Below are 24,623 nucleotides of genomic sequence, written 5' to 3' on the forward strand. Positions count from 1 at the left end.
GAAAGAGGAACAGTCGGATTTGATTTTGACTGTTCATCGATATCCTCACATATAGTGAATACGCATTAAGCTGGGTCATTATTGGCAGAGATGGGGAACATCGCTGCCAATGTACATTATTTTCGATAATAAGATATTGATCAGACCTTTTCTGTATTTTCTTATCCTTTCGTGCACACCACCCTAACTTCTTATTTCTGAATAACGCGATGCAGCAATGAATGACTGAGGTATGGTTATTTTATTAACCCAAAGCGTCACACAAAGAGTTTATTATTTTATTTAAATCATTTTCATAAATTATATGGTTATCATTATTTTGGGGTTTTGGTTATTTATATAACTGAAACTGAGTTTAAATCTGAAAACATTCACGTTTGTTTGGTTTGTGTAGCCAAAAATGAAATTTACTCTCTTGATTTATCAGAACATTTACATTTAGTCACTTCTGGCTAAACTTTACGCATACAACACAAAATAATGCTTTTTTTTCTGTTCTTAAGGTTGGATTAAGATTCATTGTCTACATTTATCAGTGCTGTGCAGTGAGAGCAATCGTGGCCGCGTTTAGTTTTCGTTAACTTACTCCGACTTATAGTGACGTTAAATTTGTTGTGTCCTACTGGGTACATTCATGGAAAATTTCTTACCTTTCTCTGTTCCTGCTATTGGCAGTGAAGAAATTGCTGCCGTTACAGAAGTTCTGACATCAGGGTGGATTACCACCGGACCGAAGAATCAACAATTAGAACGCGAGTTTTGCCAGGCTTTTGGTTGCAAACATGCCGTAGCGGTGTGTTCTGCCACGGCGGGAATGCATATTACTTTAATGGCGCTGGGAGTTGGGCCGGGCGATGAAGTGATTACACCTTCTCAAACCTGGGTTTCTACCCTCAATATGATTGAGTTATTGGGCGCTGTTCCGGTGATGGTCGATGTTGATAGGGACACACTGATGGTAAGCGCTGAAAGTATTTCCGCCGCTATTACCCCTAAAACCAAGGCGATTATTCCGGTGCATTATGCTGGCGCGCCCTGTGATTTAAACAGGATTAGGCATATTGCTCGTCAACATCAGATTCCGCTGATTGAAGATGCGGCGCATGCGGCTGGAACGCGCTACGGCGATAAATGGATAGGGCAGCAGGGAACGGCGATTTTCTCTTTCCATGCGATTAAGAATATGACCTGTGCCGAGGGTGGATTAATCGCAACCGATGATGACGCGCTGGCTGAAAAAGTACGTCGTTTAAAATTTCATGGGTTAGGCGTTGATGCTTTTGATCGTGAGCTAAAAGGCCGTAGTCCGCAGGCAGAAGTGGTCGAACCGGGATATAAATATAATTTATCCGATATTCACGCGGCTATTGCTGTGGTGCAACTTAAACGGCTGCCGGAAATAAACGCTCGCCGTCAGGCATTGGCTGAACGTTATATTCAGGCATTGGCAGGTTCACCGTTACAACCTTTGGCATTGCCTGATTATCCTCATCATCACGCCTGGCATCTATTTATGGTTCGGGTGGATTTTGAGCAGTGCGGTATAAACCGGGATCACCTCATGGCGGAATTAAAAGCCTTGGGTATTGGCTCTGGTCTGCATTTCCGTGCGGCTCATACGCAAAAGTATTATCGCGAACGTTATCCTGATTTAACTTTGCCAAATACCGAGTGGAATTCAGCCCGGCTTTGTACTTTGCCTCTGTTCCCCGATATGAAAGATAGCGATGTTGACCGCGTGGTCAACGCATTAGCAACTATTATAGGGCCTCGCCGTGTCACAGCCTGAAGAAATAAATAAAGTCTCGATTGTTATCCCTGTTTATAACGAACAGGAGAGCTTACCCGCATTATTGGAGCGAACCTCGGCGGCTTGCCAATTATTACGTCAGCCTTATGAAATTATTTTGGTGGATGACGGCAGCAGCGATAATTCGGCAGAAATGCTCACTGCTGCGGCAGAAAAACCGAATAGCTGCATTATTGCCGTATTGCTAAACCGTAATTACGGTCAGCATTCTGCCATTATGGCAGGTTTTAATCAGGTCAGTGGCGATCTGGTTATTACGTTAGATGCGGATTTGCAAAACCCGCCGGAGGAAATTCCCCGTTTAGTTAGCGTTGCCGAAGAGGGTTATGACGTGGTCGGTACCGTGCGTGCTAATCGTCAGGATTCTATGTTCCGTAAAACGGCGTCCAAGATGATCAACATGATGATCCAAAAAGCGACCGGGAAATCGATGGGGGACTACGGCTGTATGTTACGTGCCTACCGTCGGCATATCGTTGATGCGATGTTACACTGTCACGAGCGCAGTACTTTTATTCCGATACTCGCCAATACCTTTGCCAGAAAAACCACGGAAATTAAGGTTCATCACGCCGAGCGCGAGTTTGGCGACTCCAAATACAGTCTGATGAAGCTGATTAACCTGATGTACGACCTGATCACCTGCCTGACAACCACGCCGTTGCGTTTGCTCAGTCTGGTTGGCAGCGTCATCGCACTGTCAGGTTTTACCCTATCGGTATTGCTGGTGGCATTACGTTTGATTTTTGGCCCGGAATGGGCTGGCGGCGGCGTGTTCACGCTGTTCGCGGTGTTATTTATGTTTATTGGGGCACAATTCGTTGGTATGGGTTTACTCGGTGAATACATCGGGCGAATTTACAACGACGTACGCGCTCGCCCCCGTTATTTTGTGCAAAAAGTGGTCGAGTCTCAGCAGACCAAAAAAACTCAGGAAGAAGAATGATGAAAGCGATTGTATTTGCCTATCACGATATTGGCTGCGTGGGAATTAATGCACTGGTTGAAGCGGGTTATGACGTTCAGGCGGTGTTTACCCATACTGATGATCCGAAAGAGAATCACTTTTTCTCTTCCGTTGCGCGGGTTGCCGCCGATCTACAATTGCCGGTGTTTGCCCCCGAAGACGTCAACCATCCTTTGTGGGTTGAGCAGATCCGCGAAATGCAGCCGGACGTCATTTTTTCATTCTATTATCGTAACTTGTTGAGCGATGAAATTTTATCTCTGGCTCCGCAGGGCGCATTCAACCTGCACGGCTCATTGTTACCACGCTACCGCGGTCGTGCGCCGATTAACTGGGCGTTGGTAAAAGGTGAAACCGAAACCGGCGTAACCTTGCACAAAATGGTGAAACGAGCGGATGCGGGCGACATCGCAGGTCAGCGTAAAGTAGCTATCAGCGATACGGATACGGCGCTAACGTTACATGCAAAAATGCGCGATGCCGCGCAGGCTCTGTTGCAGGATTTATTGCCAAAAATGAAGCGTGAGCCGTTAACGCTAACGCCACAGAATGAAGCGGACGCCAGCTATTTTGGTCGCCGTACCGCCGCCGATGGCGAAATCGATTGGGTTAAATCCGCTCGCGAATTACATAATCTGGTACGCGCAGTGACAGAACCTTACCCTGGTGCATTCAGCCATTTGGGACAGCGTAAGTTGATTGTTTGGCGTGCCAGGCCACTGGACATCGAGCACCAAAAATTGCCGGGAACCGTCCTTAGCACCAATCCATTGGTGGTAGCCTGTGGTGAGGGCGCGCTGGAAATCATCGCTGGCCAAGGCGAATCTGGACTGTACGTGCAGGGCAGCCGTTTGGCATTGGAAATGGGGATGGTCGCTGACGTACGTTTAGGGGTTAAGCCGCTAAATAAAAAGAAAAGACGCACCCGAGTCCTGATTCTGGGCGTCAATGGATTTATCGGTAACCATCTGACTGAACGTTTATTACGTGACGACGGCTACGAAGTTTACGGTCTGGATATCGGTTCTGATGCGCTGGGTCGTTTTATGCATAATCCGCGCTTCCATTTTGTTGAAGGTGATATCAGCATTCACTCGGAATGGATTGAATATCATATTAAGAAGTGCGATGTGATATTACCATTGGTCGCGATTGCCACGCCGATTGAATATACCCGTAATCCGCTGAAAGTTTTTGAACTGGATTTTGAAGAGAACCTCAAAATCGTGCGTGACTGCGTGAAGTACAATAAACGTATTGTTTTCCCATCGACCTCTGAAGTTTATGGTATGTGTGATGATAAAGAGTTTGATGAGGATCATTCTCGTCTGATTGTCGGGCCGATTAATAAACAGCGCTGGATCTATTCTGTCTCCAAGCAATTATTGGATCGAGTTATTTGGGCATATGGCGAAAAAGAAGGTCTGAAGTTTACCTTATTCCGTCCGTTTAACTGGATGGGGCCGCGTTTGGATAATCTGGATGCTGCTCGTATCGGTAGCTCCCGTGCCATTACTCAGTTGATATTGAATTTGGTGGAAGGTTCGCCAATCAAACTGGTTGACGGCGGGGAACAGAAACGCACCTTTACTGATATTAACGACGGTATTGAAGCCTTATTCCGCATCATTGAAAACCGCGAAGGGCGTTGCGACGGTCAGATTATCAATATTGGTAACCCGACTAACGAAGCCAGCATTCGTGAACTGGCTGAAATGCTGTTGGCCAGCTTTGAGAAACATGAATTGCGCGACAAATTCCCGCCGTTTGCTGGCATGAAAACCATTGAAAGCAGCGCTTATTATGGCAAAGGGTATCAGGACGTCGAACATCGCACGCCGAGCATTGAAAACGCCCGTCGTTTGTTGAACTGGCAGCCAGAAATCGCCATGCAGCAAACTGTCGCTGAAACGTTGGACTTCTTCCTGCGCAGCGCGCTGGACGATCAATCCATTGAACAGGATGATGGGAAGGCTAAATGAAACGAGTGGGCCTGAGGATTGACGTCGATACTTACCGTGGCACCCGCGATGGGGTGCCTTCACTGTTGAGTGTGTTGGATAAACACGGTATTCAGGCCAGTTTCTTTTTTAGCGTTGGGCCGGACAACATGGGGCGCCATTTATGGCGCCTACTACGTCCCCGTTTCTTATGGAAAATGTTGCGTTCAAACGCAGCTTCGCTGTACGGCTGGCAGATTCTGCTGGCCGGTACCGCTTGGCCGGGCAAGTTAATTGCCAAACATTTAGGCTACGTGATGAAAGAAACGCAGACTGCCGGTCATGAAGTTGGCTTGCACGCTTGGGATCATCAGGGCTGGCAGGCAAAAGTCGGTACTTGGTCGGAAGAACAGCTCAAAGATCAGATTCAGCGTGGCGTGGATGCATTGCAAGACTGTATTGACGGGCCGGTTAGTTGCTCTGCGGTCGCCGGGTGGCGCGCCGACGAGCGAGTATTAGCAGCGAAACAGCCGTTTAACTTTAGCTATAACAGTGATTGCCGCGGCACTCATCCTTTTCGGCCAATATTGCCTGATGGTAGTGAAGGCAGTGTACAAATTCCCGTAACATTACCGACTTACGATGAGGTCGTCGGCAGTGAAGTCCGTCCACAGGATTTTAACGATTTTATTCTGGATGCCATTCTGCGGGACAGCGGAGTACCGGTTTATACCATTCACGCCGAAGTTGAAGGAATGTCACAAGCCGCGATGTTTGAAAATTTATTAGTGAAAGCGCAGAAGCAAGGAATTGAATTTTGCGTTTTAAGCTCATTGTTACCGGAAAATCGTTCAAGCTTGCCGATAGGCAAAGTTGCGCGTTCTGCTTTCCCAGGCAGAGAGGGGTGGTTAGGCTGTCAGTCTGAGGTGACAAATTCATGAGCGACGCGTTAAAAAAAGGTGGCGTAGCGCTACTGGCGGTCTTTTTTGCTGTGTTATATATCCTGCCCTTGAACGGCCGTTTACTGTGGCAACCGGATGAAACCCGCTATGCGGAAATTAGCCGAGAAATGCTACAGCAGGGTGATTGGGTCGTGCCGCATTTATTGGGTATTCGTTATTTTGAAAAGCCTATTGCCGGATATTGGTTTAATAATATCAGCCAGTGGATCTTCGGTGATAATAACTTTGCGGTACGTTTTGGCTCAGTATTCAGTATTGGACTCAGCGCCATTTTGGTATTTTGGCTGGCGACATTAATGTGGCGTAATCGTAATACCGCGCTGCTGGCTAGCCTGATTTATCTCTCTTCACTGCTGGTATTCAGTATCGGGACTTATAGCGTTCTCGATCCTATGATTACGCTGTGGCTGACAGCATCGATGCTGTGTTTTTATCTGACGCTAAGGGCCAAAACCTCCCGACAGAAAATGACCGCCTATGCATTTTTGGGGCTGGTTTGTGCCATGGGCTTTATGACCAAAGGCTTTTTGGCATTGGCCGTTCCAGTGATTGCGGTTATTCCCATTGTGATTCAACAGCGTCGAACCAAAGAGCTGCTGCTGTTTGGCCCGATAGCTATCATCAGTGCCTGTTTGTTGAGCCTGCCTTGGGCGTTAGCGATTGCGCAACGTGAACCTGACTTCTGGCATTATTTCTTCTGGGTGGAGCATATTCAGCGCTTTGCCGAGAAAGACGCACAGCACAAAGCGCCATTCTGGTATTACCTGCCGCTGATTTGTCTGGGCGTATTACCTTGGTTAGGACTGTTGCCGGGGGCATTGCTCAAAGGCTGGCGTGAGCGAGTTGCTCGTCCCGAATTCTTCTTCCTGCTGAGCTGGGCAGTGATGCCGTTTATATTTTTCAGTATCGCAAAAGGCAAATTGCCAACCTATATTCTGCCGTGTATTGCGCCGATATCATTGCTTATGGCGGCTTATGCGCAGGATTGTGTGGCTAAGTTGCAAATGCGCGCGCTGAAGGTAAACGGCTACATCAATCTGATTTTCGGCACCGTCTGCGCGTTGGCCGTACTGTTGATCGGTTTGGGCGTATTTTCTCATTTGGTGGTGTATGCCGCCGATGAGAAAATTAAAGTGATTCTCGGGACACTGTCATTTGCTGCATGGGGATTTGTCGGCTATCTCAGCCTACGACAAAATGCCCGCCATTGGCGCTGGGCGGCCGTTTGCCCGCTGCTGTTTGCGTTGCTGGTGGCGTATGTTATTCCGCAACAGGTGATTAACTCCAAGCAGCCGCAGTATTTTATCCAGCAAAACAGCGCGGAGCTTGAGCAAAGCCGCTACATACTCTCGGATGGCGTCGGCGTGGCTTCGGGTCTGGCTTGGGAGTTGAAACGTAGTGATATCATTATGTTCAGCGAAAAAGGCGAAGTGAATTATGGTTTAGCCTATCCGGATGCGGCGGATCGTTACGTCAGTTTTGAAGATTTTCCTCAATGGCTGGCTAAGGCGCGTAAACAGGGGAATGTTTCACTGGTCTTGCAGTTATCCCGAGGTGAAACCTTGCCAGAAAGCCTGCCTGCAGCGGATCAGGTGACGCAAAACAGCAGAATGGCGTTGCTGTGGTATAAGCAAATTCCATGATGAGTTACTTGCTGTTATTGATGGTGAGTCTGCTGACCTGCGCCGGGCAGCTATGTCAAAAGCAGGCGGCTCAGATTTGGGCTACAGACCAACCGCGCCGTCGTGCTCACACCGTTAGGTGGTTAGCTACGGCGGTGCTGTTGCTCGGATTGGGGATGTTGCTGTGGCTTCGGCTGCTGCAACACCTGCCTTTAAGCATCGCTTACCCTATGCTCAGTTTTAACTTTGTCTTGGTCACGCTGGCATCACGCTTTTTCTTCGGTGAAACCGTTGGCGTGCGCCATTGGTTAGGCATTGTCGCCATTATGTTGGGAATTCTGCTGATGAGTTTACCGTGATGAAAGGTTACTGCTGGGGAATCGGTAGCGTGCTGTTGGTGACGTTGGCGCAGCTATTATTGAAATGGGGGGTGATTCATTTACCGCTGATTAGCTGGGCTGGCTTGGATCTGCAATTCTTCACCGATCATCTGTCGCCACTTGCCGCCGTCACGGCGGGTTTAGTCGGCTATGCATTCTCGATGCTGTGCTGGTTCTTTGCCTTGCGTTATTTGCCATTAAATCAGGCTTATCCGCTCTTAAGTATTAGTTATGCGCTGGTTTATCTGGCGGCGGTTACTTTGCCTTGGTTCCACGAAAGTGCCACTTTATTAAAGACGCTGGGAGCCGCAATTATCCTGTTTGGCGTTTGGTTAATACATTCGAAGCCGATTAAATAGCTTTAACAATATTATCTTATTCAGATAACTTGTTTTTTTCGCGCACGAAATATAGATTAGCCAGATGAATTCAGCATGATAGCTTGGTTTTCTTATGGTTTCCGCTCAAGGAAAGCCAACCGGGCTTAATATTCGGTGAGAGATCTATGCGGATGCGTTTTTGGATTTTTCTGGCCTGTCTTATTCTTGCCGGGTGTAGTAGCAGAGCTCCAGCACCCAGCGGACACCTATCTGACCCGATAGTCGTTGTCGCACAGTTAAAAGAGCAATTGCGTCAATGGCAGGGGACGCCGTATCAGTATGGCGGAATGGACCAGCGCGGCGTCGATTGCTCCGGTTTTGTCTATCGTACTTTCCGCGATCGTTTTGATATGCAATTACCCCGAACCACTGAAGCGCAAACCAATCTGGGCACCAAAGTATCTCGCGATGAGCTGATGCCGGGGGATTTAGTGTTCTTCAAAACGGGTAGTGGAGGGAATGGATTGCATGTTGGTATTTACGATACTAATGATGAATTTATTCACGCATCTACCAGTAAGGGCGTCATTCGCTCTTCGTTAGAAAATGTGTACTGGAAACGCGTTTACTGGCAGGCGCGCCGCATCTAACCGCCGATAAACAGCCGTAACTATGTTATCTTAACGGCTGTTTATTTTGGTGCGGAGCCCTTTATGCCATCCCTTCGTTTATTCATTTCTGATTCCTATGATCCTTGGTTCAATTTGGCTGTAGAGGAATGTATTTTCCGCCAAATGTCGCCGGATCAGCGAGTGCTTTTCCTCTGGCGAAACGATAATACCATTGTCATTGGCCGTGCTCAGAATCCGTGGAAAGAGTGTAATACGCGGCGTATGGCCGAAGACGGCATTAAACTGGCGCGTCGCAGCAGCGGCGGTGGGGCGGTATTCCACGATATGGGCAACACCTGCTTTACCTTTATGGCGGGCAAACCTGAATACGATAAAACGGTTTCCACTCAAATTATTCTTAATGCCCTCAAGACATTGGGTATCGACGCCACGGCCTCGGGTCGTAATGATCTGGTTGTTGTCACGGAAGGTGGCGAGCGCAAAGTTTCTGGCTCTGCTTACCGGGAAACCAAAGATCGCGGCTTCCATCATGGAACCTTATTAATTAACGCCAATTTAGGGCGTCTGGTTGATTATCTTAATCCCGACCCCAAGAAACTACAGGCGAAAGGCATTGCCTCGGTGCGGTCGCGTGTCGCTAATCTGGTCGAGCTCATACCGAGTATCGATCATAAGCAGATTTGCAGAGCCATAGAGCAATCCTACTTTGATTACTACGGTGAACGCGCGCAGGCAGAAATTATTTCTCCACAAGCATTGCCGGATTTACCGGGCTTTAGCGAGCAGTTTGCCCGCCAAAGTAGCTGGGAATGGAATTTTGGTCAGGCGCCAGCTTTTAATCATCAAATGGACACGCGTTTTCAGTGGGGCGGCGTTGAGGTGCATTTGGATGTATTACGTGGTTCTATCGAGCGTAGCCAGATATTTACCGATAGCATGAATCCAACGCCGCTGGAAACATTGGCCGAGCGGTTACCGGGCGTCGCTTATCGTCCTGAAGCGGTGGACGCACTTTGTCAGACGTTGATCGCAGATTTTCCTGATTCACAGGCTGAATTAGTTGAACTACGCCATTGGCTGGTTGAGGAACTGAAGTAATGCCGGATTTTGATAACAGCTATAGCCGGGAGTTACCTGGATTTTATACCCGTTTGCGGCCAACGCCGTTAAAAGGCGCGCGTTTGCTGTACCACAGCGCATCGCTGGCAGCAGAACTTGAACTGGATGACAGTTGGTTCTCCGGCGATAAAGCCAAGGTTTGGGCTGGGGAACAATTGCTGCCGGGAATGGATCCGCTGGCTCAGGTATATAGCGGTCATCAGTTCGGCGTATGGGCAGGGCAATTGGGAGATGGACGGGGAATTTTGCTCGGTGAACAGCAACTGAGCGATGGTCGTCAGCTGGATTGGCACCTGAAAGGCGCGGGGCTGACGCCTTATTCACGAATGGGGGATGGGCGGGCGGTGTTACGCTCGGTAGTGCGTGAGTTTCTGGCCTCTGAAGCACTGCATCATTTAGGTATTGCCAGCAGTCGTGCACTCACCATTGTGACCAGCGAGAATCCGGTATTCCGCGAACAGCCTGAGCGCGGTGCGATGTTGTTGCGAGTGGCGGAAAGTCATGTTCGTTTCGGTCATTTCGAACATTTCTATTATCGCCAGCAGCCAGAACAGATTAAGCAATTAGCTGATTACGTCATTGCCCGCCATTGGCCGGATTTAAGTGACGAAGCTAGGCCTTATCTGGCTTGGTTCACCGACGTGGTAGCGCGCACGGCGAGAATGATTGCGTCCTGGCAAACGGTAGGTTTTGCTCATGGTGTAATGAATACAGACAATATGTCGATTCTTGGTATCACCATGGATTATGGCCCGTTCGGTTTTCTGGATGATTACCAGCCGGACTATATTTGTAACCATACCGACCATCAGGGACGCTATGCCTTTGATAATCAACCGGCGGTGGCTTACTGGAATTTACATCGTTTGGGGCAGTCTCTATCCGGATTACTGACGGCGGCAGAGCTACAGCAGGCATTGGACGCCTACGAGCCGGCGCTGATGGCGGCCTACGGGCAGCAAATGCGCGCCAAACTGGGCTTTTTCACTACCGATAAACAGGATAACGATTTGTTGACCGGTTTATTGAGCCTGATGATGAAAGAAAAACAGGATTACACCCGTACGTTCCGTCGACTCAGTGAAACGGAGCAATCTTCCGCTCATTCACCACTGCGGGATGACTTTGTCGATCGGGATGCCTTCGATAGCTGGTATGCGCAATATCGGACGCGGCTACAGCAAGAAACTATTGATGACGCTCAACGGCAGCAGGCGATGAAGTCAGTGAATCCTAAGCTGATTTTACGCAATTACTTGGCTCAGCAAGCGATTGAGCTGGCAGAAAATGACGATATCAGTGCATTGCACAGGCTGCATTTGGCGTTGCAACAGCCTTATGCCGATAATGCTGAATATGACGATTTGGCTGCTTTGCCGCCAGATTGGGGAAAGCATCTGGAGATATCCTGTTCCAGCTAGAAGAACCATGAATATTTATATTTCAAATATAACTGGTTGGGAGGACCAAGTGGAAACGCTTGGCCTCCGTTTTTTATGCCCCTCTACCTGTAACGCGGCTGCTCCAAATTTAACCGTTTAGTTTTAACCAGTTGGCCCTTAAACGTTTGGTACAAATCATCTGAGCACATACGGGGAATAATGGCGTGGGCTAGCAATATCTAATCTAACCTGCGCAGTCCGAGTGGCTGAAAATCATATGCGCAGGTTAGATGATGGGAAGGGGATTATTGTCGTAAATAAACCTGTGGCAACTGATTTTCAGGATGACTGTACACGCCTAAATCCGCCTGATACCAACGGGTTAGTATGTCGGTATGCAGCACTTCCTGTGGCGTACCTGCGGCGACCAATCGGCCTTGATGCAGCAGTAAAATCCGATCGGCATACAGCGCGGCCAGATTGAGATCATGCAGGACACAACAGACCGACAACGGTTGTTTCTGCGTGAGCTGCCGCAACAAACGCAAACTGTGCTGCTGGTGGTGTAAATCCAGCGCCGAGGTTGGTTCATCGAGGAACAAACAGCGCGGAGACGGTTCTCGTTGCCAGAGCTGGGCCAGCACGCGGGCTAGCTGAACGCGCTGCTGTTCACCGCCAGAAAGCTGGCGATAATCGCGTTTAGCCAGGCTAGTACAGCCGGTTTGTTCCATAACCTGTTGTACTGCCTCGCGTTCCTGTAGTTTCCCGTGGGGCGTCCGCCCCATCGTCACCACCTCTTCCACGCTGAACGGGAATTTTAGGTCGCTGTATTGGCGCATCACTGCCCGGGTTTTCGCCAGTAGCGACTGCGGCCAACTGGCCAGGGATTTGCCTAACATATGGCAATCGCCGCTGCTGGCGGGCAAATAGCCGGTGAGCAATCGCATCAGCGTGGACTTCCCCGCCCCGTTAGGGCCGATAATGGCGATCATTTCGCCGCTGCGAATCTGTAATGACACGTCTTGTATGAGCTGACGTCCACCCAAAGCGAAACACAGGTTTTGCGCATCCAGTAATAGCGGTTGACTCGAATGAGAGGAAAATGCTGAATTATCCACGGGCGCGCTCCGGTTGACGTAATACCAGCCACAGGAAGTAAGGGCCGCCGATCAGGCTCGTGATCAACCCTACCGGCATTTCCGCAGGTGCAACCAGAGTACGAGCGATAGTATCGGCGGTCAGCAGCAGACAGGCTCCACCCAAAGCCGCGCCGGGAAGCAGCCAGCGATGATCGGCACCTAAACGCATCCGAATCAGGTGGGGAATCACCAGACCGATAAAGCCAATGACACCGCTTAAAGCTACGGCGGCACCTACCAGTAATGCGCTGAGGAGTAACAGCAATAGCTTAGTGCGATTAACGTTAACGCCAAGATAATGCGCTTCTTCGTCACCTAATTGCAGCAAATTGAGTTTGCGCGCCTGGAATAACGTGGCCGCGCAGGCTGGCAGTACAAGCGAAGCGGCGATCAGTAAGGTTGGCCATTGAACCTGACTCAGGCTGCCCATCATCCATAGGGTAAACTGACGCAACTGCTGATCGTTGCTGAGATAGCTGAGAACCCCAATTGCCGCCATGCACAAAGCGTTAATGGCGATACCGGCCAACAGCAATCGGGACAGATTGCCGTGGCCAAACCGGCTTAGGGAGAAGATCAGCAGCGAAATTAGCAAACTACCGATAAACGCGGCGATGATATGACCGTAAAAGGCCAGTACGCTGGGAAGACTAAAAGGCAAAACGATAACCATCGCGACGCACAACGCCGCGCCGCTGCTGATGCCCAGTAAACCGGGATCGGCCAGCGGGTTGCGAAACAAGCCTTGCATCACTGCACCTGAGGTTGCCAGCGCACAACCCACCACGATAGCCAACAGCACGCGAGGTAAGCGAATATTCAGCCAGATCTGCCAAGAGGCATCGTCCAGCGAACTGTTCCACAGCGTGCGAAATGACAGCGTTAAAGCCCCCATATTGGCGGAACCAAGAGCCAAGAGAACCAACAGCGTTAGCAGGCCGCCCAGCGCATAACCGGGTGGCAAGTATCGTCTCATTGACTCTGCTCCGCCGCCGCACGTATCTTGAGAAGCACATTCGGCGTCTCCAGGCCAAAACCCAACAGCGCCATATCATCCAGAATCAACACGCGCTTGTGTTTACCGGCTGGCGTTAAGGACAGACCGGAAAGCAGCCAGACTTTATCGATGCCGCCGAGGGATTTCACGCCATCGGTGGTCAGTAAGAGTAAATCCGGTGCGCTGGCGATCACGCCTTCCTGCGACAGCGGGCGATAGCGGTTAAAGCCCTGCATGGCATTTTGCGCGCCCGCAGCGCGAATCATCGCGTCCGCAGCGGTATGCTGGCCAGCGGCCATAGGCGCGACGCCACCGTGGCTCATCACAAACAGCATTTTGACCGGCAGGGCGGTAGTGTTAACCGAGGCCAGTTTTTGCAGATAAGTTTGGCTAAGCTGCTCGCCTTTATCTGCCTGATTGACTGCAGTGGCGATCAGGGCAATCTTTTCAGGTACGGCTTCTGGCGTGGTATCACCGGGAATGGTGACCACTTTCACGCCGCTATCGGTCAACTGTTTAAGCACCAGAGACGGTTCGGCCAGTTGGCTGGCAATAACCAGCGTTGGCTTCATCGCCAGAATCCCTTCGGCATTGAGCTGGCGCATATAACCTACGTCCGGTAGGCTGCGAATGGCTGCTGGGGTCAGGCTGGTACTGTCGCGGGCGACCATTTCTGAACCTACGCCTAGGGCGTAGGTAATTTCAGAGACATCGCCACCAATAGTAACGATGCGTTCGGCCGCGACACTAGCCAGTGGCAGCGCCAATGTTAATGTCAGAAGCCAATTTTTCATGCGGCGATGTCCTTGGTTGCCAATGAAGCAATCTGCTCGCGCCATTGGATCTGCTCAGGCTGACCTTCGCTGCGCTGACCAAATAATTGCGCAATTTGGGTGCCATCTGCGGCAAACAGTTCAAGACTAGTGACAAAACCGTCTTTAGTCGGTTTGCGCGTTACCCAGCTTTCGGCAATGGTGCTGGCAATCAAATGCAGAGTGAAGCGACGGTTGTACACGTTAACCCATTCCTGGAAAGGCGCTTCTTTCTCAATGTGTGGCATGACACGTTCAATCTGACCGGTAAAGATCTGCACGCAGCCGCCGTTGCCGACAAAGATCATGATTTCATTTTGTTGTTCTTTAGCCGCGTTCAGAATTTGCACCAGCGCGCTGTTATCCACCGGATAAGCCAAATCATCGCCGACGGCGCGGAAAGCCTGCTGGCGCGTCAGGTTGTTACGTTTCAGCAACTGGAAGAACTGGTGAATGTCGGTCATTGCCCGCCATTCCTGATCGATTTGCTGATGATTGTCATTCGGTGTCACTTCAGCGGAATCAGCCTTAGGATGAATAACGATCTCCGGGTTGTTATCGGTACAGTATTTCTCGACCAAAGCATGCCATGCAGCCATGTCGGTCTCATCAGTGTTATACACTTTATGAACTGCATTACCTTGTAGATCAAAGAATTGGAAGCTAAAACGCTCGCCGTTTTTAGCTGCTTCACGCAGAGCGAAAACGGCATCCCACTGGCCGAGGAACAGACGCAAATCCAGTTCACGCGGATTTAGGATCAATCCAGCGTGGCCGTTCAGGCTCTGATTCTGGTAGCGACCCATTTGCTCGTGTACCGCGTAACTATTGCGAGTAATAGATTTGGTCACGCCAACCGCTTCAAGTTCGGTCAGCAGAGTGCGAGCGTCCACGTTAAGGCGCTCGGCACCGTGACCTACGCGAGCGTGGGTCAATTCAGCTTCGCTGATACCAAGGATCTCTGCCAGATCGCGTGCAAATTTGCCTGGATTGTCGAGTTTAGCGCGCTCATATTGGGTAAACAGTATTGCTGACATTCATTCTCTCCTGCTGGGAAATACCTGAGCCAGAGTCGGGCCTAGCTCAGGCAATTTAGACGGGGTAACTCATACCTAGGGATGAATTACCATTGATAGCTAACGAACAGTTTGGCGTTGCGACCATCCTGCGGAATACCTTGTGGTGAGTAATATTCTTTATCGAAGGCATTACCCAGCACGGCGGTGGTCGTCACCCCTTTGAATTGATCGCGGCCTTTATAGCTAATGTAGAAATCATTGACGCCGTAACCGGCTTGCTGTTTGGTGCTGCGGGTCACGATGTTGTTGCGTTCAACCATAGTGGCGACCCAACCGGCAGAGAAGCCTGTCGAAGCAATCGGGATATCCAATGCGCTGGTGACGGTGTCTGGATTGCTGCTGTCGAGGAATTCGCCGGTGTCCATATTTTTGCCGCGGGTACGGTTATAGGCCAGATTCCAGCTAAACCAATCGGTTTGGTAATCCATGGTGGCATCCCAACCCCAGATTTTGGCGCGGTTAATATTGATAGAGGTGGTAGTGAAGGTATCGACTCTCATATCAATTTTATCTTTGGCCTGCGTATCAAAGTAGCTGGCCTTGAATTTCAGGCTATCGTTCCCGGCTAAAACGCCATCAAAGTTCAGGCCGAAACCGAACTCCTGCGTAGCATTGCTTTCGGGGCGAAGATTCGGGTTAGGTTTCCAATAGTTATTAAAACGCCCCATCGAGAAGTGTTTGGAATCATTATATATTTCGCCCATTGTCGGGGCGCGGAAGGCTTGGGCATAAGAGCCGAAAACCATCAGCCAGTCGGTTGGGTTTACGGTGACAGCACCGCGAGATGACCATTTATCTGCGTCAACATCGGCATTACCCTGGCTGCTGGCGCTGTAGCTGTCGAAACGCGTACCCGCCAGCAGGGTCACCGGCAGATCCCGTAGTGTGATTTCGTCCTGCGCCCAGCCGGAAGCAAAGTTGATTTTTGCCTGAGGGAAGCTGGTGGTGGCGCCGCCCGGCGTTTGTTCCTGACGATAAGCTTCGGTGCCGTAGGTCAACAGGTGTGATGCTGCGCTGTCTGTGAACAGGCGAGTACGGTTTTCCAGTTTCGCGCCGTGGGTTTTCTGCTCACGACCTTCAAAGCCGGTACCCGGGGTAGTGGTATCAATATTGACATCGGAGTAGTAGGCCGTTGCCGTGGCATCCAGCCAATCCTGGCCCTGCGGATGCAGCGTATAACTTAACTGCGCGTCGCGCTGAATGGTCGAGCGGTTGGTCATCAAGTTACCGGCGGAAGCGGCGGGCGTTTGTGGATTCTTTGGCTCACGGGCGCGGTTATTGTAATAGCGCAGGTTGGTGCTTAGAGACTGATTATCATCAATGGTCCAAGTCCCTTTCGCCAGAACGTTGCTAATCGCTTCGTCATTGGGGGCGTTGAAACCATTGCTCTGGCGAATATTACCGACGTCGCGAGTGCCAAATGAAATCAAACCGTCCAGATCATCGGTTTTACCGAAGGCAGAAGCGCCCATGCCCAAGCTATGGTCACCGGTAGCACCTAAGCCAAATACGCGGTAACCGGTATTGTGACCCGGCTCCAGCAGATCGGCGGCATCCACAGTTTGATAGGAAATAACGCCACCCAATGCGCCGCTGCCGTATAGCATGGCCGCTGGGCCACGCACGATTTCAATCTGTTTGACCAGCATAGGATCGAGGAAGGTGCTATTGATATGGCCGGTGTCGGTGCCTTGACGGATGCCGTCGACCAGTGTCAATACGCCGTTACGGTTATAGCCGCGCAGGCTGACGTCCTGACCGTTAGTGCGCCCCGTGCCTGAAATTAGGATGCCCGGCACGCGACGCAGCATATCGGCTGAGGTGCTGGCCGTCTGGCTGAGCGGTGAATCCCCTTCAATAACCGTCACCATCATTGGTGCGTCAAAGCTGCTGCGAGGGTTACCCGTGGCGATAACGGTCATGGTTTCACTGGAATGAGCCGCTTTTTTCTTGGCTGTTTCTGTTGTGGCAGCGGATTCGCTCAATGTGGTAGTCGCAGCGTAGGCCAGCGAAGGAATGGCGCAGGCGATAGCCAAACTTAGCGATGACGCACGGAACAACGTAGATGAAACACGAGACATCTGGCAATTCTCCATATGTAGTTAAACATAATCATTAGAATGCTGGCTGCCTCGATCGGACGATCTGGGTGGCTCGCGAAAAAGTATCTCAAGGAACAGTTATTATTTGGTCAATATCAACTTGCCGGATTTGGTCTGCCGCAGCTGATAAAATTGCCCTTGATGGTTGATAATGACGAGTCCATGTCTACCAAGCAGTTGCTCGCTATTGATGCAAGCAGGTTGCTCCAACGGCGGGGGCGAATCTTCCGTTCCGCTAGCAGTTGCAGGATACAAATTGCTGTAAGTAGAGTTATTCATTAGATGCAAACAGAAATGGTTATCAATTTGATAATCATTATCATGTGAATGAGAGGTTACATCAAGTAAAATATTGCCATGGACAACTTTTTTGATTTCCTGCTGTCTCTTGTCTATCTCATTAATTACAAAAAGAAAAAATTATATACAAAACAACTCTTCTGATGAAAGCGACGAGACGATAGCCGAATAGGCTAATTTATTTAACAATTGGGGTTATTATGTTATGTAAAAGTCAGCGCTGAGGAAGAAGGGAATTCAGGAAGAATCAACCAGTTCAGATGCCTGATGACATCTGAATCTGGCCAAATTTGAAGCAACAATGATTAACGCTGATTGTCGGTTGGGGCAGGTTAGAAACGGGTATTCACCGCGTCATTCAGAATCGCTAATAAATGTTCGGTATCGGCCCAGCTCAGGCAAGGATCGGTGATGGATTGGCCGTAGGTTAACGGCTGTCCGGCCACGATTTTTTGCGTGCCTTCGACCAGGAAACTCTCCGCCATCACACCTACGATGGCCGTAGAACCGGCGCGAATTTGCTGACCGATATCTTCGGCGACGTCCAACTGGCGACGATGCATTTTCTGGCAGTTGCCGTGGCTGAAATCGATCACCAAATGCTCGGGTAAATCGAATTCACGCAGGCTATCACAGGCAGCAGCAATGTCTGCCGCGCCGTAGTTAGGCTGTTTACCGCCGCGCATAATAATGTGGCCGTAAGGGTTACCGCTGGTTTGGTAGATGGTCATCTGTCCGGTTTTGTCCGGCGACAGGAACATATGACCGGCCTGAGCCGCACGAATGGCGTCAATGGCGATGCGGGTGTTGCCATCGGTACCGTTTTTAAAGCCAACCGGACAGGACAACGCTGACGCCATTTCACGGTGGATCTGACTTTCCGTGGTGCGCGCGCCGATTGCACCCCAGCTAATTAAATCGGCAATATATTGCCCGGTTACCATATCCAAAAACTCGGTGGCGGTTGGTAATCCCAATTCATTAACGCTCAGCAGCAGCTTACGTGCCAATTCTATGCCCAGATTGACCTGACAGGAGCCATCTAGCGTCGGATCTGAGATCAAACCTTTCCAGCCCACCACGGTGCGAGGCTTCTCGAAATAGGTTCGCATCACGATTTCCAGTCGATCCGCATAGCGTTCCCGCAGTACATTCAAGCGAGTAGCATAATCAATGGCAGCACCCAGATCGTGAATAGAGCAGGGGCCGACCACCACTAATAGACGAGGATCTTCACCGGTCAGGATTTTTTCAATACGCTTACGTGACGCTGTCACGTTACTTGCTACGTCGGAAGAGATAGGCAACTTGTCCGCCAACTGCTGTGGCGTGATCAGGCTATCGATGCGCGCGGTCCGCAGTTCATCTGTTTTATGCATGGATATTCTCTAAAAATGTTCTTCTCTGCGGCAGGAATACCGGGAAGTGATGGCGATCACAATAAACCAAAACCAGACGAATTCAACCGCCGCAGAGGAGATTAATAGAATTTATATCGAATTCGGAATGATCAATCATTTATATGAATACAACCTTAAAACATCCGGCGACTCATGCCTAAAATATCTAGGATTTTGGTGGATATCTCTTCAACGGAATAATTGGTGGAATTTAGATAGCGGATTTGATTCTTGCGAAACAGCGCCTCGACTTCGCCGACTTCCATACGACACTGTCGCAAAGAGGCATAACGACTGTTTTCCCGCCGCTCCTCCCGAATCGCTGCCAGCCGCTCAGGGTTTATGGTTAAACCGAACAGTTTGTGCTGAAAGGGTTTAAGCGCCGCAGGTAACTGCAGATTATCCATATCATCGGCAATAAAAGGGTAATTGGCGGCACGAATACCAAATTGCATCGCCAGATACAGACTGGTGGGCGTTTTGCCGCAGCGGGATACGCCCAGCAAAATCACCTGCGCCTGATCCAGATTGCGCAACGAAATGCCGTCATCATGAGCCAGCGCATAATCGATAGCGGCGATACGTGCGTCGTATTTTCCCAAATTGCTTTCGGTCAGGCCGTGGGTGCGGTTAAGTACCGGCTGAGGCGCAATGCCCAGTTCGTCCTGGAGTGGCGCAACCAGCGACTGGACGATGTCCTGACAGAATCCCTCACTACGTTGGATAATCTCGCGTACTTCCGACGAAATAATCGAATAGAACACCAGCGGGCGGACGCCGGTAGATTGATAAATCTCATTTATCTGCTGGCAAACCGCTTCTGCACGGGCGGCGCTTTCGACAAAAGGTAAGGTAAAAGTCGTGGCATTAACCGGAAACTGCGATAGCACGGCGTGTCCCAATACTTCCGCCGTAATGGCGGTACCGTCTGAAATATAAAAAACGCTTCTTTCCACCCTGACTCCTTTAAGCCACTGTCCGAATAATCATCTGTGATCTGTCTGATAGTGTGCCTTATTCCCGATTTGGGTAAAGCTTTTGCCGCAGAATTGCCCTTAAAAAATTTTTTTGTGTTGGGTTGATCGATTCACCTGTCCATAGCTAACGGAGCATTGTGCTAGTCTGATTCCTGCTGTTTAACAGCAAAGATAACTTTTATTCGTACCCTACTGAATGTAAAAAGGATTGTTTAGATGTCGAACAATGGCCGAACCCTGCGTAATGTGCTTTGGTACAACCAGCTTGGTATGCACGATGTTGACCGTGTGGGCGGTAAGAATGCCTCCCTGGGTGAAATGATAACCAATCTTTCTGAACTGGGCGTTTCTGTTCCCAACGGATTTGCCACCACGGCCGAGGCGTTTAACGACTTTCTCGAGCAAAGTGGCGTTAACCAACGTATTTATGAGCTGCTGGATAACACCGACGTTGATGATATCGCGCAGTTGGCTAGCGCCGGTGCTCAGATTCGTCAATGGGTGATTGATACGCCGTTCCATCCTGAGTTTGAACAAGCCATTCATGAAGCTTATCAACAGCTAGCCGACGGCGAGCCGGAAGCCTCCTTTGCCGTGCGCTCCTCGGCAACGGCGGAAGACATGCCCGATGCGTCCTTTGCGGGTCAACAAGAAACCTTCCTCAACGTTCAGGGTATCGATGCGGTGATGGTGGCAATTAAACATGTGTTTGCCTCCCTGTTTAATGACCGCGCCATCTCTTATCGGGTGCATCAGGGTTACGATCATCGCGGCGTGGCGCTGTCTGCTGGCGTTCAGCGGATGGTTCGCTCCGATCTGGCCTCGTCCGGCGTGATGTTCACCATCGATACCGAATCCGGTTTTGATCAGGTGGTATTTATCACCGCCGCCCACGGTTTGGGTGAGATGGTGGTGCAGGGCGCGGTTAACCCTGATGAATTCTACGTTCATAAACCTACGCTGCGTAATGGCAAACCGGCCATTGTGCGTCGCAATATGGGTTCGAAAAAAATTCGCATGGTGTATGCCGATAGCCAAGAGCATGGCAAACAGGTGTGTATTGAAGATGTGCCGGAAGATCTGCGCAATCGTTTCGCTTTGACAGATAAAGAAGTTGAATCCCTGGCTCATCAGGCTTTACTGATTGAGCAGCATTATGGTCGCCCGATGGATATCGAGTGGGCAAAAGACGGTCACACCGGCAAGCTGTTTATCGTACAGGCGCGTCCGGAAACCGTTCGTTCCAATGAACAAGTGATGGAACGCTACCTGCTGAACAACCAGAGCGAAGTGCTGGTGGAAGGGCGAGCTATCGGTCACCGAATTGGTTCAGGTCCGGTCAAAGTTATTCATGATATCAGCGAAATGGATCGCATTCAGCCCGGTGATATTCTGGTGACAGATATGACCGATCCGGATTGGGAACCTATCATGAAAAAGGCGTCGGCCATTGTCACCAACCGAGGGGGACGTACCTGTCATGCGGCGATTATTGCCCGTGAACTGGGGATTCCTGCGGTTGTGGGCTGTGGTGATGCCACCGACCGTCTGTGTGAAGGCCAGAAGGTGACCGTATCCTGCGCCGAAGGGGATACCGGCTTTGTCTATCAGGACCTGCTGGACTTCTCGGTGCAAAGCTCCGAAGTGACCGAGCTGCCTGAATTACCGCTAAAAATTATGATGAACGTCGGTAATCCTGATCGTGCCTTTGACTTTGCCCGTTTGCCAAACGAGGGGGTCGGTCTGGCGCGTCTGGAGTTTATTATCAACCGCATGATTGGCGTGCATCCAAGGGCGCTGCTGGAGTTTGATAAGCAGGAACCGGCGTTGCAGGCTGAAATTAAAGCGCTGATGCACGGTTACGACGATCCGGTCGAGTTTTACGTTGGTCGCCTGACCGAAGGTATTTCGACGTTGGGCGCGGCTTTCTGGCCAAAACGCGTGATCGTGCGTCTGTCTGACTTCAAATCCAACGAGTACGCCAATCTGGTGGGTGGCGCCGCTTACGAACCCCACGAAGAAAACCCGATGCTGGGCTTCCGCGGCGCTGGGCGTTACGTGGCCGATAGCTTCCGCGATTGCTTCGCGTTGGAATGTGAAGCGGTCAAGCGAGTGCGTAACGAAATGGGGTTAACCAACGTTGAAGTCATGGTGCCATTCGTGCGTACTGTGGCGCAGGCGGAGGCCGTGGTAGCCGAACTGGCTAAGCAAGGGCTGAAGCGTGGCGAGAATGGTTTGAAGGTCATTATGATGTGTGAAATCCCCTCGAACGCATTATTGGCCGATCAATTCCTCGAACATTTCGACGGATTCTCGATTGGTTCGAATGATATGACACAGCTGACGTTGGGCTTGGATCGTGATTCCGGCGTGGTATCAGAGCTGTTTGATGAGCGCAACGAGGCGGTGAAAGCCTTGCTGTCGATGGCGATTCAGGCGGCAAAACGTCAGGGTAAATACGTCGGGATTTGTGGGCAGGGCCCGTCAGATCACGCCGACTTTGCTCTGTGGCTGATGGAGCAGGGCATTGATAGTCTGTCTCTGAACCCGGACACCGTCGTGCAAACCTGGATGGATTTGGGGCAGGTTAAACCTGTAACCCATTAATATCTAAGGCTCGTCACTCTTTAAAGATCCGTAGCTTAGGCTGCGGATTTTTTTATGGAGATTTATAACCTTTAGAAACTGTTTTTTAGTGGGAATATAAGGGGGAGAGGCAATGATTTATTATTTTGCCCGGAGGACAAAAAAAAGCCCATCATAGGAGACAGGCAAAGACTACACACAGCAATTAGGGTATTCGGTGCTGATATTACGATAAAGCAATAATCTACTGATTTATTTAAATATCTTAAATGAGGCGTTGATTAATAATAATCTTAGAGAAAATAAGTTAGATAGTCATTAAGAATCATCCTAATAAAAACAGTTGTTTATCAGTGACTAAATGAAAGAGTGTGGGCGGTTTTATAGAGAATGACAATGCTGTTTTAATAAACTTGAGTTTCTTAACGCGAAAACAGAATGGAGTGTGTTGAGCTTAAGGCGTTATCTATTATTTAGGTAAGGAGGAAATGAGTATTTAGGCAAGGAGAAAATAATGGCTCGCCAGTATTACCAACGAGCCAGTGTGCTATTAGAGTTCGTCTAAGTGTTTAGCGACTTCGGCGACATCTTCTACCGGCTCTGGCGCTTCATGAATCCAGGCGGTCACCAGGCGATATGAGACGGCCAGAACCACCGGGCCAATAAACAGGCCAATCATGCCGAAGGAAAGCAAACCACCGATAACGCCAGACAGAATGAGGATCATCGGCAGGTCTGCGCCCATACGGATCAGCACTGGTCGCAGTACACCGTCCAGCGTTCCGACCACGCAGCTCCAGACTAATAGTAGAGTGCCAAAAGTATTGTCCCCGCTCCAATACAGCCAGATAACCGCAGGAACCAGCACGAGTAAGGGGCCAAGTTGCGCGACGCAGCAAACAAACATCACTACCGTCAATAACATGGCGTAGGGGATGCCGGCGATAGCCAGTCCAATTCCGCCCAGAATCCCTTGCACCAGTGCGGTAACAACCACGCCCAACGCTACGGCCCGAATGGCTTGCGCCGCCAGTATGACCGCAGCATCGCCGCGTTTTTCTGCCAGACGTACGGCAAAATGGCGAATCCCCAATGCGACGCCCTCACCGTGGAAATACAGCAGGATACTGAATAACACCATTAGAGTCAGATGTAGCAGGAAGCGGCCAACGTGAGCGGCCTGAGCCACAAACCAGGTGGCGGTTTCCCCCACGTAAGGCTGAACTTTCGCCATGAGTGCATTACCGCCGCCGGCTATCAGGGTATGCCAGCTGCTGTAGAGTTTGTTACCGAGCATCGGAATAGATTTTAGCCATACCATTTCCGGTATCTGTAAATTCGCCGGGCTGCTGGCCCATTTAATTAACGGAGCGCTATTCTCCAAAATGCTACTGACTAAGAGCGCAATGGGGATAACGAACAGCAGAATTAACAGCAGTGTCATAATGACAACGGCTAATGAGCGCCGCCCCCAAAGTAACCCCTGCAAACGAATCAATAAAGGCCAGGTAGCAATAACCACCATTCCCGCCCAGGCGAACCCCATAATAAAGGGTTGAACCACCCAGAAACTGGCAATGATCATTATCATAATGAAAATCACGCCAAATATGAGTTTGGGTAAGTCGTAACGATGTTGCTGCGGGTAATTCATCGGTGAGTTCTCGTTTCGATAAGTATGGCAAGGTCGCCGTATTCGGACTGATTGTCTAATCATGGTGTATTTTTGCGTAATTTAACAGATTCATAGCATTTTTACTGACGGGGCGGAGTCATAAAAACACGTTTATTTTGCAAGATAGATTCATTCGGCTTGAATCATCCTGTTAGGGAAATAGTCTGTGTAACAGAGATAGAATGCCGCAGAGATAGATTCGACCATAATGGCCTATCGGCGCGGAAGGGTTTACATCATCTTATACTAAGCCCATATCCTGTTTTACAACGCCGGTTTTACCGTAATTTTTGCCGCCTGAAAGTTTCTGGCGTGGGCTTTTTTACGCGCTAAGCGTGTTAATCTGTTTGTTGGAAGGAGCAATATAAAATGTTGATCGTTAATCAATTATTATTCTATTCCTCCCTGCAATGAGCTAAGCC

Annotated in this window: 19 protein-coding genes, 1 other RNA gene and 2 pseudogenes; 11 read left to right on the forward strand and 11 right to left on the reverse strand. The window is 50.0% G+C overall.

Annotated features, from left to right (window positions below; translation table 11 throughout):
- Positions 1–634: 634 nt before the first annotated feature.
- The 10 genes from arnB (at position 635) to AD970_RS13660 (ending at position 11,173) form a co-directional block, all read left to right on the forward strand.
- Positions 635–1,789, forward strand: coding sequence for a UDP-4-amino-4-deoxy-L-arabinose aminotransferase (gene arnB / locus AD970_RS13615; RefSeq protein WP_049600053.1), 1,155 nt, complete (start codon positions 635–637; stop codon positions 1,787–1,789).
- Complete coding sequence (gene arnC / locus AD970_RS13620; RefSeq protein WP_049600056.1) at positions 1,776–2,756, forward strand: undecaprenyl-phosphate 4-deoxy-4-formamido-L-arabinose transferase; 981 nt, start codon at positions 1,776–1,778, stop codon at positions 2,754–2,756. Before arnB ends, arnC begins: the two co-directional genes overlap by 14 nt.
- A complete protein-coding gene (gene arnA, locus AD970_RS13625; protein WP_049600331.1) occupies positions 2,756–4,759 on the forward strand; it encodes a bifunctional UDP-4-amino-4-deoxy-L-arabinose formyltransferase/UDP-glucuronic acid oxidase ArnA in 2,004 nt (667 codons plus the stop codon). The genes arnC and arnA overlap by 1 nt, the downstream gene beginning before the upstream one ends.
- On the forward strand, positions 4,756–5,658 hold the full coding sequence (gene arnD, locus AD970_RS13630; protein ID WP_049600059.1) for a 4-deoxy-4-formamido-L-arabinose-phosphoundecaprenol deformylase: 903 nt from the start codon (positions 4,756–4,758) through the stop codon (positions 5,656–5,658). Before arnA ends, arnD begins: the two co-directional genes overlap by 4 nt.
- Positions 5,655–7,322, forward strand: coding sequence for a lipid IV(A) 4-amino-4-deoxy-L-arabinosyltransferase (arnT, locus tag AD970_RS13635; protein WP_049600061.1), 1,668 nt, complete (start codon positions 5,655–5,657; stop codon positions 7,320–7,322). The genes arnD and arnT overlap by 4 nt, the downstream gene beginning before the upstream one ends.
- Complete coding sequence (gene arnE, locus AD970_RS13640) at positions 7,319–7,660, forward strand: 4-amino-4-deoxy-L-arabinose-phosphoundecaprenol flippase subunit ArnE (RefSeq protein WP_049600063.1); 342 nt, start codon at positions 7,319–7,321, stop codon at positions 7,658–7,660. Before arnT ends, arnE begins: the two co-directional genes overlap by 4 nt.
- Positions 7,660–8,040 carry a 4-amino-4-deoxy-L-arabinose-phosphoundecaprenol flippase subunit ArnF gene (gene arnF / locus AD970_RS13645; protein WP_049600066.1) on the forward strand — a complete coding sequence of 127 codons (381 nt, stop codon included), beginning with the start codon at positions 7,660–7,662 and terminating at the stop codon, positions 8,038–8,040. Before arnE ends, arnF begins: the two co-directional genes overlap by 1 nt.
- Positions 8,041–8,186: 146 nt before the next feature.
- The gene (locus AD970_RS13650) at positions 8,187–8,651 is read left to right on the forward strand and encodes a C40 family peptidase (protein WP_049600068.1); all 465 of its coding nucleotides are present in this window, start codon (positions 8,187–8,189) and stop codon (positions 8,649–8,651) included.
- Between the two features lie 63 nt (positions 8,652–8,714).
- Positions 8,715–9,731: a lipoate--protein ligase A gene (locus tag AD970_RS13655; RefSeq protein ID WP_049600070.1), complete on the forward strand. Its 1,017-nt coding sequence runs from the start codon at positions 8,715–8,717 to the stop codon at positions 9,729–9,731.
- The gene (locus AD970_RS13660; protein WP_049600073.1) at positions 9,731–11,173 is read left to right on the forward strand and encodes a protein adenylyltransferase SelO; all 1,443 of its coding nucleotides are present in this window, start codon (positions 9,731–9,733) and stop codon (positions 11,171–11,173) included. The genes AD970_RS13655 and AD970_RS13660 overlap by 1 nt, the downstream gene beginning before the upstream one ends.
- Positions 11,174–11,439: 266 nt before the next feature.
- On the opposite strand, the gene AD970_RS13665 is transcribed toward AD970_RS13660, so the two are convergent.
- The 9 genes and pseudogenes from AD970_RS13665 to ppsR all read right to left on the reverse strand — a co-directional run bounded on the left by AD970_RS13665 (position 11,440) and on the right by ppsR (position 19,919).
- A complete protein-coding gene (locus AD970_RS13665) occupies positions 11,440–12,207 on the reverse strand; it encodes a heme ABC transporter ATP-binding protein (protein ID WP_049600333.1) in 768 nt (255 codons plus the stop codon).
- A gap of 37 nt (positions 12,208–12,244) precedes the next feature.
- Positions 12,245–13,249: a FecCD family ABC transporter permease gene (locus AD970_RS13670; protein WP_049600076.1), complete on the reverse strand. Its 1,005-nt coding sequence runs from the start codon at positions 13,247–13,249 to the stop codon at positions 12,245–12,247.
- Entirely contained in the window at positions 13,246–14,064 is an 819-nt protein-coding gene (locus AD970_RS13675; protein ID WP_049600077.1) for a heme/hemin ABC transporter substrate-binding protein, read from the reverse strand. The genes AD970_RS13670 and AD970_RS13675 overlap by 4 nt, the downstream gene beginning before the upstream one ends.
- Positions 14,061–14,564 (reverse strand): annotated as a pseudogene (locus tag AD970_RS20575) (ChuX/HutX family heme-like substrate-binding protein); the annotation flags it as partial. The pseudogene AD970_RS20575 and the gene AD970_RS13675, both read right to left, overlap by 4 nt.
- Positions 14,565–14,659: 95 nt before the next feature.
- Positions 14,660–15,119: pseudogene (locus AD970_RS20580) on the reverse strand (ChuX/HutX family heme-like substrate-binding protein); the annotation flags it as partial.
- 86 nt (positions 15,120–15,205) lie between these two features.
- Positions 15,206–17,242, reverse strand: coding sequence for a TonB-dependent hemoglobin/transferrin/lactoferrin family receptor (locus AD970_RS13685; RefSeq protein WP_049600083.1), 2,037 nt, complete (start codon positions 17,240–17,242; stop codon positions 15,206–15,208).
- A 102-nt stretch (positions 17,243–17,344) separates the two neighbouring features.
- Positions 17,345–17,542: a hemin uptake protein HemP gene (gene hemP, locus AD970_RS18960; RefSeq protein WP_072080653.1), complete on the reverse strand. Its 198-nt coding sequence runs from the start codon at positions 17,540–17,542 to the stop codon at positions 17,345–17,347.
- 353 nt (positions 17,543–17,895) lie between these two features.
- Entirely contained in the window at positions 17,896–18,942 is a 1,047-nt protein-coding gene (locus tag AD970_RS13695; RefSeq protein WP_049600089.1) for a 3-deoxy-7-phosphoheptulonate synthase, read from the reverse strand.
- Positions 18,943–19,097: 155 nt separating this feature from the next.
- Positions 19,098–19,919 carry a posphoenolpyruvate synthetase regulatory kinase/phosphorylase PpsR gene (gene ppsR, locus AD970_RS13700; protein ID WP_049600092.1) on the reverse strand — a complete coding sequence of 274 codons (822 nt, stop codon included), beginning with the start codon at positions 19,917–19,919 and terminating at the stop codon, positions 19,098–19,100.
- Positions 19,920–20,156: 237 nt separating this feature from the next.
- Between ppsR and ppsA the strand changes: the two genes are divergently transcribed.
- Positions 20,157–22,547, forward strand: coding sequence for a phosphoenolpyruvate synthase (gene ppsA / locus AD970_RS13705; protein ID WP_049600094.1), 2,391 nt, complete (start codon positions 20,157–20,159; stop codon positions 22,545–22,547).
- Positions 22,548–22,683: 136 nt separating this feature from the next.
- Here the strand turns inward: ppsA and rprA are convergent.
- Positions 22,684–22,788: antisense sRNA RprA (gene rprA / locus AD970_RS18965), an RNA gene on the reverse strand.
- A 288-nt stretch (positions 22,789–23,076) separates the two neighbouring features.
- On the reverse strand, positions 23,077–24,180 hold the full coding sequence (gene ydiK / locus AD970_RS13710; RefSeq protein ID WP_049600096.1) for an AI-2E family transporter YdiK: 1,104 nt from the start codon (positions 24,178–24,180) through the stop codon (positions 23,077–23,079).
- Between the last annotated feature and the right edge of the window lie 443 nt (positions 24,181–24,623).

Source organism: Yersinia nurmii (genome assembly GCF_001112925.1).
GTDB classification, from domain to species: domain Bacteria; phylum Pseudomonadota; class Gammaproteobacteria; order Enterobacterales; family Enterobacteriaceae; genus Yersinia; species Yersinia nurmii.